18 protein-coding genes are annotated in these 15,528 nt (G+C 64.4%); 9 read left to right on the top strand and 9 right to left on the bottom strand.

Annotated elements, in window-relative coordinates; translation table 11 throughout:
* Positions 1–2: 2 nt before the first annotated feature.
* The 4 genes from bhcD to bhcA form a co-directional block, all read right to left on the bottom strand.
* Positions 3–971 (bottom strand): iminosuccinate reductase BhcD, encoded by a 969-nt coding sequence (gene bhcD / locus RGUI_RS09450; protein ID WP_081532826.1) that lies wholly within the window; start codon positions 969–971, stop codon positions 3–5.
* Positions 972–1,084: 113 nt separating this feature from the next.
* Positions 1,085–2,248, bottom strand: coding sequence for a 3-hydroxy-D-aspartate aldolase BhcC (gene bhcC, locus RGUI_RS09455; protein WP_081532827.1), 1,164 nt, complete (start codon positions 2,246–2,248; stop codon positions 1,085–1,087).
* 92 nt (positions 2,249–2,340) lie between these two features.
* Positions 2,341–3,312: a beta-hydroxyaspartate dehydratase BhcB gene (gene bhcB, locus RGUI_RS09460; RefSeq protein ID WP_081532828.1), complete on the bottom strand. Its 972-nt coding sequence runs from the start codon at positions 3,310–3,312 to the stop codon at positions 2,341–2,343.
* A gap of 13 nt (positions 3,313–3,325) precedes the next feature.
* Positions 3,326–4,504 carry an L-aspartate--glyoxylate aminotransferase BhcA gene (bhcA, locus tag RGUI_RS09465; RefSeq protein WP_081532829.1) on the bottom strand — a complete coding sequence of 393 codons (1,179 nt, stop codon included), beginning with the start codon at positions 4,502–4,504 and terminating at the stop codon, positions 3,326–3,328.
* 185 nt (positions 4,505–4,689) lie between these two features.
* On the opposite strand from bhcA, the gene bhcR reads away from it, so the two are divergent.
* Positions 4,690–5,505, top strand: a complete 816-nt coding sequence (bhcR, locus tag RGUI_RS09470) for an HTH-type transcriptional regulator BhcR (RefSeq protein ID WP_081532830.1) — start codon at positions 4,690–4,692, stop codon at positions 5,503–5,505.
* A gap of 144 nt (positions 5,506–5,649) precedes the next feature.
* Positions 5,650–6,126 (top strand): Lrp/AsnC family transcriptional regulator, encoded by a 477-nt coding sequence (locus RGUI_RS09475; RefSeq protein ID WP_081532831.1) that lies wholly within the window; start codon positions 5,650–5,652, stop codon positions 6,124–6,126.
* A 40-nt stretch (positions 6,127–6,166) separates the two neighbouring features.
* Here RGUI_RS09475 and RGUI_RS09480 read toward each other — a convergent pair whose 3' ends face one another.
* The 5 genes from RGUI_RS09480 to RGUI_RS09500 all read right to left on the bottom strand — a co-directional run bounded on the left by RGUI_RS09480 (position 6,167) and on the right by RGUI_RS09500 (position 9,623).
* Positions 6,167–7,264: an FAD:protein FMN transferase gene (locus RGUI_RS09480; RefSeq protein ID WP_081532832.1), complete on the bottom strand. Its 1,098-nt coding sequence runs from the start codon at positions 7,262–7,264 to the stop codon at positions 6,167–6,169.
* Positions 7,261–7,761 (bottom strand): SoxR reducing system RseC family protein, encoded by a 501-nt coding sequence (locus RGUI_RS09485; RefSeq protein ID WP_081532833.1) that lies wholly within the window; start codon positions 7,759–7,761, stop codon positions 7,261–7,263. The genes RGUI_RS09480 and RGUI_RS09485 overlap by 4 nt, the downstream gene beginning before the upstream one ends.
* 11 nt (positions 7,762–7,772) lie before the next feature.
* Positions 7,773–7,970 (bottom strand): 4Fe-4S binding protein, encoded by a 198-nt coding sequence (locus tag RGUI_RS09490; protein WP_081532834.1) that lies wholly within the window; start codon positions 7,968–7,970, stop codon positions 7,773–7,775.
* Between the two features lie 62 nt (positions 7,971–8,032).
* Complete coding sequence (locus RGUI_RS09495) at positions 8,033–8,320, bottom strand: 2Fe-2S iron-sulfur cluster-binding protein (RefSeq protein WP_081532835.1); 288 nt, start codon at positions 8,318–8,320, stop codon at positions 8,033–8,035.
* Positions 8,321–8,336: 16 nt separating this feature from the next.
* Positions 8,337–9,623 carry an FprA family A-type flavoprotein gene (locus RGUI_RS09500; RefSeq protein WP_081532836.1) on the bottom strand — a complete coding sequence of 429 codons (1,287 nt, stop codon included), beginning with the start codon at positions 9,621–9,623 and terminating at the stop codon, positions 8,337–8,339.
* A 455-nt stretch (positions 9,624–10,078) separates the two neighbouring features.
* On the opposite strand from RGUI_RS09500, the gene rsxA reads away from it, so the two are divergent.
* The 7 genes from rsxA to RGUI_RS09535 are packed head-to-tail and all read left to right on the top strand — an operon-like array spanning position 10,079 to position 15,501.
* A complete protein-coding gene (gene rsxA, locus RGUI_RS09505) occupies positions 10,079–10,660 on the top strand; it encodes an electron transport complex subunit RsxA (RefSeq protein WP_081532837.1) in 582 nt (193 codons plus the stop codon).
* A gap of 19 nt (positions 10,661–10,679) precedes the next feature.
* Positions 10,680–11,246 carry an electron transport complex subunit RsxB gene (gene rsxB / locus RGUI_RS09510; RefSeq protein ID WP_081532838.1) on the top strand — a complete coding sequence of 189 codons (567 nt, stop codon included), beginning with the start codon at positions 10,680–10,682 and terminating at the stop codon, positions 11,244–11,246.
* A complete protein-coding gene (rsxC, locus tag RGUI_RS09515) occupies positions 11,243–12,784 on the top strand; it encodes an electron transport complex subunit RsxC (RefSeq protein WP_081532839.1) in 1,542 nt (513 codons plus the stop codon). Before rsxB ends, rsxC begins: the two co-directional genes overlap by 4 nt.
* On the top strand, positions 12,781–13,851 hold the full coding sequence (locus tag RGUI_RS09520; protein ID WP_081532840.1) for an RnfABCDGE type electron transport complex subunit D: 1,071 nt from the start codon (positions 12,781–12,783) through the stop codon (positions 13,849–13,851). The genes rsxC and RGUI_RS09520 overlap by 4 nt, the downstream gene beginning before the upstream one ends.
* Complete coding sequence (gene rsxG / locus RGUI_RS09525; protein ID WP_081532841.1) at positions 13,848–14,516, top strand: electron transport complex subunit RsxG; 669 nt, start codon at positions 13,848–13,850, stop codon at positions 14,514–14,516. Before RGUI_RS09520 ends, rsxG begins: the two co-directional genes overlap by 4 nt.
* The gene (locus RGUI_RS09530; protein WP_081532842.1) at positions 14,516–15,250 is read left to right on the top strand and encodes an electron transport complex subunit E; all 735 of its coding nucleotides are present in this window, start codon (positions 14,516–14,518) and stop codon (positions 15,248–15,250) included. Before rsxG ends, RGUI_RS09530 begins: the two co-directional genes overlap by 1 nt.
* Positions 15,247–15,501, top strand: a complete 255-nt coding sequence (locus RGUI_RS09535) for an RnfH family protein (protein WP_081532843.1) — start codon at positions 15,247–15,249, stop codon at positions 15,499–15,501. Before RGUI_RS09530 ends, RGUI_RS09535 begins: the two co-directional genes overlap by 4 nt.
* The last annotated feature ends 27 nt before the right edge of the window (positions 15,502–15,528 follow it).

Below are 15,528 nucleotides of genomic sequence, written 5' to 3' on the forward strand. Positions count from 1 at the left end.
CGTTATACCTCGACCTCGACGGCAATGCCCTTTTCGCGCGCCAGATCGACGGCCCTGGCCGCAACGGCAAGATCCTGAAGGCCGACGCCGGTCCCGTCGAACAGGGTCACGTCCTCGTCCGACGACCGCCCCGGATGGGTTCCGTTGATGACCTCCCCGATCTGGGTGATGTCGCCTTCGGCTTTCAGCCCCGCGCCAACCGCGTGCTGCGCCTCACCGATGCTGATCGACTGCGCGATCTCGTCGGTGAAAACGGTCGCGCGGGCCACCAGTGCGGCCTCGACCTCCTGCTTGCCTTTGGTGTCGGTGCCCATGCAGGCGATATGGGTGCCGGGTTTCACATGCGCGTCCATCAACGAGGGCGAGAAGGCCGAGGTGATGGTGATGATCACATCCGCCTGCGCGCCCAACTGTTCCAGCGAGACGGTCTCGAACGGCAAACCAAGTTCTGCCGCCGTTTCCCCCAGCTTTGGCAGCATCTCTGGGTGATAGTTCCAGGCCACGACCTTTTCGAAATCGCGTTGGCGCACGGCCGCGCGCAACTGGAAATGCGACTGGTGCCCGGCACCCACCATGCCCAGCACCTTGGCATCGGGGCGCGCCAGATGCTTGATCGACACGGACGAGGCCGCCGCCGTCCGCAGCGCGGTCAGAAGGTTGCCGCCCACCATGGCCTCCACCCGGCCGGTATCGGGGTCGAACAGGAACACCGTCGACTGGTGGTTGATGATGCCCCGGCGTTCAAGGTTGTTCGGCCAGTAACCCCCGGCCTTGACGCCCAAGACCAGCCCCGACCGGTCGAACCCGCCCTTGAAGCCGTAAAGCGCGTCTTCGTGCCCGATCGCCTCGCGCACAACGGGGAAGTTGTAGGCATCACCCGCCGCCATCGCTGCGAACACCGCCTCGACCGCGTCGAAACTTTCTTCTGCCGAGATCAGCCCGGCAATCTCCTTCTCGGGAACGATGAACATCCCTGCCCCTCCTCACAGTTCATGGAAAAGGGCGCCGGGATCGCGCCCGCGCGCCCTGTGTTCTTGTTGGCGTCATGTCACGCAGAAGGCCGCCGCCCATTGGGCGGCCCCGCTCAATACGCCTTGCCGCGGGCCGAAACGGGCCAGACGGATTCGACCTTGCCGTTCCGCACACCGACATACCAGTCGTGCACGTTGCAGGTCGGGTCGCAATGGCCGGGCACCAGTTTCAGCTTTTCGCCAACCTTCAGATGACCGTCGGGGTCTTCGATCACCCCGTGCTCGTCCGAGCATTTGATGTATTTCACGTCATCGCGGCCAAAGATGAAGGGCAGACCGCTATCGACCGACTGCGCCTTCAGCCCGGCATCGCAGATCGCCTTGTCGGCCTTGGCGTGGCTCATCACGCTGGTCAGCAGGAACAGCGCGTTTTCCCACTCGCCATGGTCGATCCGGTTGCCGTCCTTGTCGAGGATACGGCCGTAATCGGCATCCATGAACGCGTAGGAGCCACACTGAAGCTCGTTATAAACGCCCGAGGTACCCTCGAAGTAATAGCTGCCCGTGCCGCCACCACCGACGATGTCGCATTCCAGACCCTCGGCCTTCAGCCCCTCGACCGCGTCTTTCACCATCGCGACCGCGATGTCGATCTTGGCCTTGCGGTCCTCGTACTTGTCCATGTGCTGCATCGCGCCCTGATAGGCCTGGATGCCGGCGAATTTCAGCCCCGGCGCGGCGTCGATGGCCTTGGCGATCTTCACCACGTCCTCGGTCGTGGTCACGCCGCAGCGTCCCGCGCCGCAGTCGATCTCGACCAGGCATTCGATCTCGGTCCCGTGTTTCTCAGCCGCCGCCGAAAGGTCCGACACATTGGCGATGTCATCGACACAACACAGCGCGCGTGCCCCCAGCTTCGGCAGGCGGGCCAGCCGGTCGATCTTGGCCGGGTCGCGCACCTGGTTGGAGACCAGCACGTCCTTGATGCCGCCGCGAGCGAACACCTCGGCCTCGCTGACCTTCTGGCAGCAGACACCGCAGGCCCCGCCAAGGCTTTCCTGCAGTTTCGCCACGTCCACCGACTTGTGCATCTTGCCATGCACCCGGTGGCGCATGCCGTGTTCCTTGCACCAGTCGCCCATCTTCTTGATGTTGCGCTCCAGCGCGTCGAGGTCCAGCACAAGGCACGGGGTCTGAATGTCGGCCTCGTCCATGCCGGGCACGGCGGGGATGTCATAGCCCACCTCGAACCCGTCGAAATCGGTCACGTCCTTCATAGGAACTCTCCCTTGATCTCTTGTCCCAATGGCGCGCGCCGTGGCGCGCTGCCGTCGCTTTCAGGTCTTGTGCGGTTCGGGCGTGGCGGCCCTTACCCCTTGATCCATGGCAGGTTGTCGAGATCGACATTGCCGCCGGTGATCACGACACCGACCCGCTTGCCCGCAAAGATCTCCTTGTTTTTCAGGATGGTGGCCAGCGGCACCGCGCTGCTCGGTTCCATCACGATCTTCATCCGCTTCCAGATCAGCTTCATCGCGTCGACGATTTCGTCCTCGCTCGCCGTCAGGATGTCGGTCACGTGGTTGGACACGAAATGCCAGGTCAGGTCCTTCAGCGGCACCTTCAGGCCGTCGGCCACCGTTTCGGGCGCATCATCGGCGATGATGTGCCCCGCCTTGAAACTGCGATAGGCATCGTCCGCCTGTTCGGGTTCGGCGGCATAGATCTTCGTCTCCGGCGCGATGTTGGAGAGGGTCAGACAGGTTCCAGAGACCATGCCGCCGCCGCCGATGGGCGCGATCACCGCGTCCAACCCCGGCACCTGCTCGTTCAACTCACGCGAACAGGTTCCCTGCCCCGCGATCACCCGCGGGTCGTTATAGGGATGGACGAACTCTGCGCCGGTTTCGGCCTGCACCTCGGCGAACACCGACTCTCGCGAACTGGTCGAGGGCTCACATTCCGTGATGATCCCGCCATAGCCGCGCACGGCATCCTTCTTGGCCTGTGGCGCGGTGCGCGGCATCACCACATGACAGGGAATGCCCCGGCGTCCCGCCGCGTAGGACAACGACAGCGCATGGTTGCCGGACGAATGGGTCGCCACGCCCTTCTTCGCGGTCTCGTCATCCAGACCGAAGACCGCGTTGCACGCGCCACGTACCTTGAATGCCCCGGCCTTCTGGAAGTTCTCGCATTTGAAGAACAACTCTGCCCCGGTCAGGTCGTTCAGGAAGGTCGAGGTCAGGACCGGCGTGCGGTGAATATAAGGTGCCGCCCGCTGGTGCGCTGCCACGACATCGTCATAGGTCGGAATAAACATTGCCACTTCGTCTCTCATGGCCGTCCTCCCTTCAGGCCGCCGCCCGGACATGGGCGGGCTTGTTCTTGCGATAATAATCCTGCGCCGCGGCAACCCCGCTGCCGAGCGTCACATCGACGCCCATATCGGCCATCGCCATTTCCGCCGTGGCGATCCCGGCAAGCGCCATTACGTCGGTCATCATTCCCAGATGGCCGATGCGGAACACCTTGCCCGCAACCGCGCCAAGCCCCGCGCCGTAGGCGACGCCATAGGCATCGGCGGCATGCTGGCAAAGGGCGTTTCCGTCGATGCCCTCGGGCAACATGATCGCCGTCACCGTATCAGAGTAGAGCGCGGGCGAGACCGCGCAAGGGGAGAGCCCCCATGCGGCCACCGCCTGGCGCACGCCCTCGGCGATGCGGTGATGGCGTGCGCGCACGTTGTCCATGCCCTCGTCCAGCAGCATGTCGACCGATTTCGCCAATCCGTTCAACAGACCGACCGCGGGCGTATAGGGATAGATGCCCGTCAGCATGTCGCGGAAATCGAAGAAGCAGCGCGGCAGGCCCCCGGTCTCCATCGCCGCCAGCGCCTTGGGGCTGATCCCGACGATCGCCAAGCCGGCCGGCAGCATGAACCCCTTCTGCGAGCCTGCAACGGCCAGGTCGACGCCCCACTCGTCCATCCGGAAATCGAGCGAGCCGATGGAACTGACCCCGTCCACCATCAGAAGCGCCGGGTGCTTCGCCGCGTTCATCGCGGCGCGAACTGCCCCCACATCCGAGGTCACACCCGTGGCGGTTTCGTTATGGGTGACCAGAACCGCCTTGATCGCGTGGCCCGTATCCGCGGCCAGCGTCTGCGCGAACACCTCCACCGGCACACCTGATCCCCAAGGGGCTTCTATCACCTGCACGTCCAGTCCATGGCGCTGGCACAGGTCGATCCATTTCTGCGAAAACATGCCATGACGCGCCGCAAGCACCTTGTCGCCGGGGCTGAGCGTGTTGGTGACAGAGGCTTCCCAACCGCCGGTTCCGGAGGCCGGAAAGATCACCACCTCCCCCTCGGTCATGCCGATCACCTGTTTCACGCCCGACTTGGCGGCCTCGAAAATCGGCGGGAAGGCCGCGGACCGGTGGTCCATCGTGGGGATGTCGCAGGCTTTTCGGATCGCCTCGGGAATGTTGGTCGGGCCCGGGATGAACACGGGATTCTGGTCGGACATGGGCTTGCTCCTCCTCCGTTGGCCGACACCTCTATCGCGAGAGGCCGCCGCCACGCAATTTTTTTGAAAAATACTTCCGTCCAGCGAAAAATCGGTGCAGGAGCTTGTTTTTCAAAGGGAAAGATTATTTCATATGGTGAAATTGGCTTTCACGGATTGCCGATGACAGGAAAAGAGGCCCCCGGATGCCCCCAGCCCGACCCCGCGGACGCCCGCGCGCCTTCCACGACAAGACCGACCAGAACACCGTCCGCTCACTCGACCGGGCGATGGGCCTTCTGGCGGCGCTGAGCGAAACCACCGGCCTGACCCTGACCGAACTGGCAGAGCGGACCGACCAAAGCACGGCGACGGTCTACCGGGTTCTGGTGACGCTGCAGGGCCACGGGATTGTCGAGTTCGAGGACGGCACGCAGCGCTGGCAGGTCGGGCCCGGCGCGTTCCGGATCGGCTCCGGCTTCCTGCGCCGCACGAATGTGACCGAACGTTCGCGCGAAGCGATGCAGGACTTGATGCGCGCCACCGGAGAGACCGCCAATCTGGGGATCGAGAACCGTGACGAGGTTCTGTTCCTGACGCAGGTCGAAACGCATGAGGCGATCCGCGCCTTCTTTCCCCCTGGTACGCGCAGCCCGATGCATGTCTCCGGCATCGGCAAGGCACTTCTGGCCCATTACCCGGAGCCGCGGATTTCCGCCATCGTGGCGGACAAGGGCTTGCCCGGCTTCACCGACTGCTCGATCACAAGCGAGGGCGATCTGAGGGAGGACCTGGCCCGCACCCGGGACCGCGGCTTTGCCATCGACGATCAGGAACGCGCCGACGGCATGCGCTGCATTGCTGCGCCGATCTTCAACGCCCATGGGGAACCGATTGCCGGTCTGTCAGTTTCCGGCCCGGCCTTCCGCGTCTCGTTGCAGCAAGCCGACGGCATCGGCGCAAAGGTGCGACATGCCGCCGACCGCGTGACCACCGCCATAGGCGGCGCGACGCCCATTTGAAGGATTTCCTGAGCTCGATCTTGTTTTAAAAATGGGCTGCGGCAAAACTGACTTGAGCGAGACATTTTTTCGCTTGCGCTGCCCCCACCCGATCTGGAATATAAGCAGAAAGGCATTTCAAAGACGAGAGCAAAGGACATGCTTATGCCCCGCAACGATGCCGGACCGCGCCTTGATGCGCTGGACCGGCGTATCTTGGCCGAGCTTCAGGCGGATGCGAGCCAGTCTCTGGACGAGATCGCAAAGAAGGTGGGCTCGTCCAAGACCCCGGTCTGGAACCGTATCCGAAAGATGCGCGAGGCCGGCGTGATCCGGCGGCAGACGGTCATCGTCGACCCCAAGGCTCTGAACCGGTCCACCTGTTTCTTTGTCCTGATCCGCACCTCCGAACATGACACGGAATGGCAGGAACGTTTCCTGCACGCGGTGCGCGAACGGCCAGAGGTGATGGAAGCGCACCGACTGGCCGGAGAGATCGACTATATCCTGAAGATCTGCGTGCCGGATGCCGAAGCCTATGACAGCTTCTATCAATCGCTGATCGGGGATGTTCGCATCTTCAATGTCAGCGCCCTGCTGTCGATGGAAGCGATCAAGTCAACCACGATCCTGCCCGTCTGACACCTGACCCCAGGGCGCGCCGGGGCCGGACATGCGGGTGCTACTCCCCGCAGGACGGCGCCGGCACCCCGGCCGGCAAGGGCACGACCTCGACGGGGGCTGGAAACGCATCGCCAACGGGTTCCAGCCGCTGCATCATCTGGGGCGTCGCCAGAAGGGCACCGGAGTCGGTGATCATCAGAACCCCCTGCACCCCCATTGCCACCGCGACCTCGGCCCAGCCTTGCGTGCCCGCCACGCTGAGCGCCGTAGCCGCGGCATCCGCCCGGGCCCCGTTCGTATCGAGCACCGAGACCGACACGATTTCGCGAACGGGATAGCCTGTTCGCGGGTCGATGATATGGGCAAAGCGCTCGCCCTCATGCTCGAAATAGCGCTCATAATTGCCCGAGGTATACAGAACCTCGCCCGGCCGCAGCGCTATCGCGGCGACGGCCCCCCAGACAAACGGGTCGCGAATGGCAACGCGCCAGGGGCGGTCCCCATGGGTACCCAGCACATTGACATCGCCACCGGCGTTCAGAACCGCGTTTTCGATACCCATGGCCTGCAACTCGGCGGCCGCAAGGTCCAGCGCCGCCCCCTTGGCAAAGCCGCCAAGGTCAAGTTGCACCGCCGGGTTGGTGGAAGATATCCGGGCGCCATCGATGCGCAGATCGGTCATCCGCGGCCGCGCGGCGACCAGCGCGGCGACCCGGTCGGCGGACGGCGGCGCGCCCGTAGGCGGGGTGTCGGCATGGAACCCCCATAGCCCGATCAGCCCGCCAATCGCCGGATCGAAAAGCCCCCCGCTTTCGCAGGACAGCCGGCGCCCGTCGCGCAGCACCCCGGCCAACCGGTCGTCGACGGTCAGCCCACGGCCTTCGGCAATCGCGGTGTTGAGATCGCCAAGCAGCCCGGGCCGCCACGCGTGCCAGTCTTCGTGCAGGGATTGCAGCAGGCGACCGACTGCGGCGGTTGCTGCCTGTGCGCGGTCGGTGTCCTCACCGCGGATTTCGACCTCGACGAGGGTTCCGAACACGTAAAGCGTTTCGCGATGAACCCGGTCCTGCCGGGATGCGCGCGCGGCCCAAAGCACCGCCAGAACGCAAACCAGAACAAGGCCGAGGGCAACAAGCTTCGGCCGTCGTTCTGTCATGCACCGCCCCGGGGATGCGCCGGGACCACCTCTTCGATGCGCATGGCAGCCGCGATGCGCCCACGGCGATCCGCAAGGCGAAGGGGAAGGAAGGAAAGCGCCAGAACCGGGATACAAGACAGGGCGACGACCAGATCGGACAGGCCGAGGGCCGAGAACAGTCCCGCCGCCAGAACCAGCGCCGCAGGCGGCAAAAGATAGGCAAGCCCCGCCGCGCCGAGGAAGGCATTGCCCGAGAACGATACGATGACCTCATCGCCGGGCGCGACGGCACCGGTTCGCGGCAGCGCGATTTCAAGCAGGCCGCCTCCGGCCATCTCGGCCAGCGCCCCGGTTCCACAGCCGGCACGGGCCGCGCAATGCGCGCAGCCCGCCATTCGGTTCGCTTCCAGCCGAACGACCGCCTCGTCGACATCCGCCACGCGCAGCTTCTGGCGAAGCGCGCGCCCCTCGCCAGGATCGGCCGGGGACAGGCAGGTATCGCGTTCGTCCGACATCGGCTATCCGGTCACTCGGCCGGAACGATGCAGCCGTCTTCCATGCAGGAATTCAGGCATTGCGGCATGTCGTGGTCCGGCTCGCATTCGGTGCATTTGTCCGCAACGATCGTGAAGACGCCCTTGCTGGGAATGATCGCCCCGGTGGGGCAAACGGATTCGCAATCGCCGCAGGCGGTGCACATGTCGGCATTGATCATCATGGCCATGGGTCTTGGTCCTTTCTTTCGGGTATTTGGTGTTCGAATTCAGTTCACGCCGGTCATCTGTCTCAGCCCGGGCGGACCTTCACGGTGCCGCCGAGCACCTGACACTGGCAGGCCAGCCGGTCGTCATGGCCGGCCATGTTGTCCTTGAGCACACGCTCTTCCAACGCAGAGGGTTGCGAGAGGTTTTCCATTCCCTCGACGATCCGTGTGATGCAGGTGCCGCATTCGCCTTCGCGGCAGCCATAGGTGATGCCGGAGCCGATCTTTTCGGATATTTCGATGATCCGCGTGCCAGAGGGCACGTTCACCGTCAATGCGACATCGGCGAAGGTCAGTTTTGCCGTGGCCATTGGGTCTCCTTTCTGCTCAGCCCCCAAGCAGGGCGCTCATGTCGATTTCCCGCTCCATCGGGCGGCCGGCCAGATGGGCGGCCAGTCGTCGGCCGAAGTCGCGGCATTCTTCCAGTTCGTCCGTCGTGGGATGCATCTTGATGCGCAGGCCCTTTTCCGGCACCCGCATCTTCAGCCCCTGCATCCGTCCCTCGACCATGTTCACCGCCTCACCGGTCCAGCCATAGGACCCGAACGCGGCGCCAAGCTTACCCTTGGTCTCGATGTCGACAAGGCTCGACAACATGTCCCAAATGACACGCACCGCGTCGCCGTTGATCGTGGGCGTTCCAAGGACCAACCCGTCGGCCTCTTCGATCAGGTCGATGAAGGGGGTGACATCGCCGCCCTGGATATCGAACAGCGAAACGCGCACATCGTCGCTTTCGGCCGCGCCCTCGGTGATCGCCTCGGCCATCTGGGCCGTCGCACCATAGGCGGAGACGTAGAAGATCAGCAGCGTCTTCAGATCGCCGGTTTCGCTGGCCAACCGCTTGGTGATGAGCCGGCGATACTGGGTGATGTAGTCGCGGGGATGGGCGCGCAGAACGGGGCCGTGCCCCGGGGCGATCATGTCGATATTCAGCGGTTCGATCAGGTCCAGCGCCTCCCCCACATAGCGTTTGAAGGGGCGCATGATGTGGTCGAAATAGTAGTCGAACGAGAACCGGAAATCACCCACCTTGTCGTTGAAGAGCCGCCCGTCGCAATAGTGACAGCCCAGCAGATCGCAGGTGAACAGCAGGTTCTGCTCTTCCAGATAGGTGCATTGCGTGTCGGGCCAGTGCACATAGGGCGTGGTCAGGAACCGCAGCGTCCGGTCACCCAATGACACCGTATCGCCGGTGCGCACGACGGTTACCTTGTAGTCGTCGAACCTGTCCTTCAACAGCGCCTTGAGCACCTGAAGCCCGCGGGGCGAGACGCAGATTTCGACATGCGGCGCACGGCGCAGAAATTCCGGCACCGCGCCGGTGTGGTCAGGCTCCAGATGGTTCAGAACCAGCGTGGTAATCTCGTCATAGCCGGCGACAGCCTCAACCTTCGCCAGGAAATCCACGGTGAATTCCTGCTTGACGGTGTCGATGATCGCCACGCCCTCGCTGCCGCGCACGGCATAGGAGTTGTAGGTCGTGCCATTTGCCGTTTTCAGAATGATGTCGAAAGTGCGCAAATCCGGATCGAGGGCACCAACCCATGTGACACGGTCCGCAACCGCTTCGGGTCCATGAGACCCGGGGCGAGCACGTCCTGCCTGGGGCATGGCGGGGGCTTCTGACGACACTTCCGGCGCTCCTTCTTACTTCGCGTACACGCTACACGAAGCAATCACCATGCCAACCGCCGCCGCCGCACCGCAGCAAAGGGGCGGCAGGTCGGGCAACGGTTTTCACGCCATCAAGAAAGCGGCGATGTCGCAGCCCACGCGACGTTGCGACGGGGCTGTCTGACAAATGTCGGTTTTCCAACATAGCAAACCGAGCGTTACCCGCGGCGACAGGGCACGCGATGACGGGAACGACACAACGCAGACAAACCGTGCAGGCGCAGCAGACTAGACAGGCGCCCCTAAGGCTGCGCCGGCTGTCCGACCGCCTTGCACCGCAGCATGGCACAGTTCTTGCTTCGACAATGGCAAACATCTCTCCCTCCCGCCGGGCGGCGCTGAACGCGCCCCGTTCTGTTCCGGCGGACGCGCAAAGGCGAAGGAGCCCGCACATGTCAGAGTTCTTCATGATCCTGCTTGGCACGGCGCTGGTGAACAACGTGGTTCTGGTCAAGTTTCTCGGCCTCTGCCCGTTCATGGGCGTCTCCCGCAAGATCGACGCGGCCATCGGCATGGGGCTGGCCACGACCTTCGTCCTGACCCTTGCGGCCGCGGCAAGCTGGGTGATCGAGACGCTGATCCTCGTTCCGCTCGACCTGGGCTTCCTGCGCATCCTCAGCTTCATCTTGGTGATCGCGGCCATCGTGCAGTTCACCGAAACCGTGATGCGCAAGGTGTCGCCGGGCCTTTACCGCGCGCTGGGCATCTACCTGCCGCTGATCACCACCAACTGTGCCGTTCTGGGCGTGGCCCTGCTGAACATCCAGGAAGAACACAATTTCGCGGAAAGCCTGCTTTACGGCTTCGGTTCCGCGCTTGGCTTTACCCTCGTGCTCGCGATGTTCGCCGGCATGCGGGAGAAACTCGCGCAGCTTTCCGTTCCGGCGCCGTTTGCCGGGCCGCCCATCGCCTTCCTCTCCGCCGGGCTTCTGTCCATGGCCTTCATGGGCTTCGCCGGCCTCGTGCCCAACTGACCCAAGGGAGAACGCAAGAATGCTCTATGCCGTCGTGTCGATGACTGTCCTTGGAGTGGGGCTTGGGCTCTTGCTGGGGCTCGCCGCCCGCAAGTTCCACGTCGAAACGCCCCCCATCGTGGACGAGATCGAGAGCCTGCTGCCCGGCACCAATTGCGGCAGTTGCGGCTATCCCGGCTGCCGTGGCGCGGCCGAGGCCGTGGCCGGGGGCGAGGCGCCGATCACGATGTGCCCGCCGGGTGGCGCAGAGCTTGTGCTGCAACTTGCCGAGATTACCGGCGCCGATCCCAACGCTGGCGACGCGGGCGGACTGGCAGAGGCCGAGCCGATGGTCGCCTTCATCTTCGAAGATCACTGCACCGGCTGCACCAAGTGCCTGAAGCGCTGCCCGACCGACGCCATCGTCGGCGCGAACAAACAGATCCATACCGTGATCGTCGACGCCTGCATCGGTTGCGATGCCTGCATTGAGGTCTGCCCGACCGAGGCGATCATTCGGCGCAGCAAGCCCAGAACCCTGCGCAACTGGTACTGGGACAAGCCCGACCTCGAACCGGGGGCCGAAGACATGAGGCTGTCAGCATGAGCATCCAATCCCTCGCCGGGCGGATTAATCCGGCACAGCTTTTCTCCTTCAAGGGCGGGGTTCACCCCGAGACGCGCAAGTTCCTGACCGCGGACTGCGAAATCGAGGACATGCCGATCCCCGCGCTGATCCGCGTGCCGCTGCAACAGCATATCGGGGTCGAAGCCGAGGCCATCGTCGAACGTGACGATCACGTGCTGAAAGGCCAACTGATCGGCAAGGCCCGCGGCCCGGTATCGGCCAACATCCATGCGCCGACCTCTGGCCGGGTGATCGCGGTCGGACATTTCACGGCCCCGCACCCATCCGGCCTGCCGGTGCCCACGATCACCATCCGCCCCGACGGCAAGGACACATGGGGCCCACGTCTGGCCCGCCTGCGCCCGGAAAATGCCGAACCGGAAGAGATCGCCGCCAAGGTGGCCGAGGCCGGGATCGTCGGCATGGGCGGCGCGACCTTCCCCTCCGCCGTCAAGCTGAACCTGCGCGCGAAATACGACCTGCACACCCTGGTCATCAACGGCGCGGAATGCGAACCCTACCTGACCTGCGACGACCGCCTGATGCGCGAACGCGCCGAGGAAATCGCCGACGGTATCGGGATCATGGCCAAGGCGCTTGGCGTGGGAAAGGTCATCATCGCGATCGAGGCGAACAAGCCGCAAGCGATCGAGGTGATGTCGCGCCACAACCGCGCGCTTGGCTATACGTTCCAGGTCAAGGCCGTGCCCACCCAGTACCCGATGGGCTCGGAAAAACACCTGGTCAAGTCGCTGACCGGCAAGGAAACCCCGGCACGCGCGCTGACCGCCGAACTTGGCATTGTGGTGCACAACGCCGCCACCGCCCATGCCGTGCACCTTGCCGTGCGCTATGGCGAGCCGTCGATTTCGCGCGTCGTCACCGTTTCGGGGCGCGGCATCAAACGCCCCGCCAATGTGCGCGCGCTGGTCGGCACGCCGGTTACCGAACTGATCGCCCATTGCGGCGGGCTGACGGAAGAACCCGAGCGGTTGCTCTTGGGCGGCCCGATGATGGGCCAGCCGATCCAGAACCCGCGCGTGCCCATCGTGAAGGGCACCAACGGAATCCTCGCGCTGACCCATGGCGAAAGCCGGGACCGGGACGTCATGCCTTGCATCCGCTGCGGGCTGTGCGTGCAGGTCTGCCCGATGGGGCTGACCCCGTTCGAGTTGAACGGCCGCATCGATGCGGGCGATCTGGACGGCGCCGCGAAGGTCGGATTGCTCGACTGCATCAATTGCGGCTGTTGTTCGTTCACCTGTCCGTCGAACCGGCCGCTGGTACAGACCATCCAGTTCGCCAAGGGCAAGCTGGCCGAACAGGACAGCCGGAAGCACCAACAGGAACAGACCAAACGCCTGGCCGAGGCACGCACCGCCCGACTGGAAGCCATCGCCGAGGCCAAGCGCGCGGCCATGGCCAAGCGCAAGGCCGAAATGGAAGCCAAGAAGAAACGCGAGGCCGAAGCGGCGCAGGCCGCCGAGGCATCGCAGACCGGTGAGGCAGTGAAATGACGGCGCCCCTTCTGGCCAGCGGGCCGCACACCCATTCAAAGTTCAACGTCTCGCGCACCATGATCGCGGTGATGGCCTGCCTGAGCCCAGCCACGGCCTTCGGCATGTACCATTTCGGCTGGCCCTCGGTCTTCCTGTTCCTGACGACCGTCGCGGCCGCCCTTGTGTTCGAGGTCCTGTGCCTTGCCATCGCGGGCAAACCGATCTGGCGCTTTGCCACGGACGGGTCGGCCATCCTGACCGGTTGGATCGTGGCGATGTCGCTGCCGCCGCTGGCGCCCTGGTGGATCGGGGTGATCGGCTCTGGCATCGCCATCGTCATCGGCAAGCATGTCTTCGGCGGGCTGGGGCAGAACCTGTTCAACCCCGCCATGGTGGCCCGCGCCATGCTTCTGGTCGCATTGCCGGTGCAAATGACAATGTGGGTCCCGCCGCTTCGGGGCGATACCGGCCCGACCTTCATGCAATCGCTGGGTATCACCTTCGGTGGCAGCCCCGAATTCGACTTCGTCAGCAGCGCCTCTATCCTGAGCCATGTCAAAAGCCAGCTCGACGCCGGGCTGCCCATGGACCGCATCCTGGCCGAGGCCGGCAGCATCCATGACCAGTTCTTCGGCTTCGTCTCCGGCAGTCTTGGGGAGACCAGCGCGGTGCTCCTGCTGGCCGGCGGGGTCTGCCTGATCATGCTGCGCATCATCACCGTCGTCATCCCGCTCAGCATCCTTGGCACGGTCTATGTTCTGGCCGGGACCGCGTGGCTGATCGCGCCCGACCAGTTCCCGCCGCCCTATCTGCATCTGGCGTCCGGGTCGCTGATGTTCTGCGCGTTCTTCATCGCCACGGACTATGTGACCTCTCCGGTCACCGGCTGGGGCAAGCTGATTTACGGCATCGGCATCGGCGCGCTGATCTTCATCATTCGCACCTGGGGGGCCTTCCCGGAGGGCGTGGCCTTCGCCGTGCTGCTGATGAACGCCTGCACGCCGCTGATCGACGAATATGTCCGCCCGCGGATCTTTGGCCGGGGCCGCTCCGGCAAGCCGCTTGCGCTGGGAGCCAAGAAATGACCGACACGTCCCCCGCGGCTGAAAACGGTGCGCCCCGCAACGGCGGCCTGCGCCAGTCACCGGTCTGGCACGGGCTCCTCCTCGGCCTCTTCTCACTGGCGACGGCGCTGATCCTCTCCGCCTCGAACGAGATGACAAGCGGCCCGATCGCCGACCGCGCGACAGAGGATCTGCTGGCCTCGCTGTCGCAGGTCATTCCGGCGGATCTGCACGACAACGACCTTGTGGCCGACATGCGAACGCTGTCGGACGAGGCTGAAGGGTCGGTGCCCGTCTACATCGCCACGGAAGACGGCCAGGTGACCGGCGTGGCCTTCGTCCTGACGGGTTTTGGCTATTCCGGCGCGATCCGGGTGCTGATGGGCGTCGCGCCCGACGGCAGCTTGCTGGGCGTGCGGGTCCTGTCGCATACCGAAACGCCCGGGCTGGGCGACAAGATCGAAATCGCCAAGGACGACTGGGTCGAGGATTTCACCGGCCGGTCGCTGACCAACCCCGGCCCCGAGGGCTGGAAGGTCCAGAAAGACGGCGGCATCTTCGATCAGTTCTCGGGCGCGACGATCACCCCCCGCGCCGTGGTTGGCACCGTCCACCGTGGCCTGTCGCTGTTCGCACGCCATCGCGGCGCCCTGCTGACCGCCACCACTGAGACGGAGGCCGAGTGATGTCCAACACCTATGTCACCATCGCCCGCAACGGGATCTGGGACAACAACGTCGTCTTCGGCCAGCTTCTGGCGCTTTGCCCCCTGCTGGCCGTGACCGGCACGGCCACCAACGGGCTGGGCATGGGGCTGGCCTCGACCGCGGTCATGGTCGGGTCGGGGTTTGCGGTGTCTGTCCTGCGCAAGGTGATTACACCCGAAATTCGCATCCCGGCCTTCGTGCTGCTGATCGCCTGTCTGGTGACCGTCGTTGATATGGCCCTGAACGCCTGGCTGCACGATCTGCACAAGGTGCTGGGCCTGTTCATCCCGCTGATCGTGACCAACTGCGCGATCCTTGGCCGGGCGGAGGCGTTCGCCTCGCGCCAGAACCCGCTGGCGGCAACCTTCGACGGGCTGATGATGGGGATCGGGTTCACCATCGCGCTGGTCGTGCTGGGGGCCGTGCGCGAAATCCTGGGCTCCGGCACGCTCTTTGCCAATGCCTCGCTCCTGCTGGGCAGCCAGTTCGCGTTTCTCGAAATCACGGTCATTCCCGACTATCAGGGCTTCTTGCTGATGATCCTGCCCCCCGGTGGTTTCATCGTTCTGGGCTTCCTCCTGGCGCTGAAATCCGTGGTCGACAGCCGCAGCACGACCGGTCAGGCACGCGTCCAGAACCCGAATGTCGAAAAGGTGTTCACCGCCGCCGGCGTGCTGAGCCGGCAACAGGCCCAGACCGGAGAGCAGCCATGATCGTCAGCGCCACCTTCGCCAAGGCGACAACACAGGTTTGGAAGAACCTCGACGTGCCGGAAGGCGCCACCGTGCGTGACGTGATCGAACGGTCCGGCCTGTTGGACCAGTTTCCCGAAATCGATCTTGAAACCAACAAGGTTGGCATCTTCGGCACGCTCGCCAAGCTCGACAAGCCCGTGAAGGAAGGCGACCGGGTGGAAATCTATCGCCCGATCCATCCCGACGCCGAACTGCTTGAGAAGAAGTGAGCCCGCGCGGATGCCGGGCCAATGCCA

The sequence above is a fragment of the Rhodovulum sp. P5 genome (assembly GCF_002079305.1).
Classification (GTDB): Bacteria; Pseudomonadota; Alphaproteobacteria; order Rhodobacterales; family Rhodobacteraceae; genus Rhodovulum.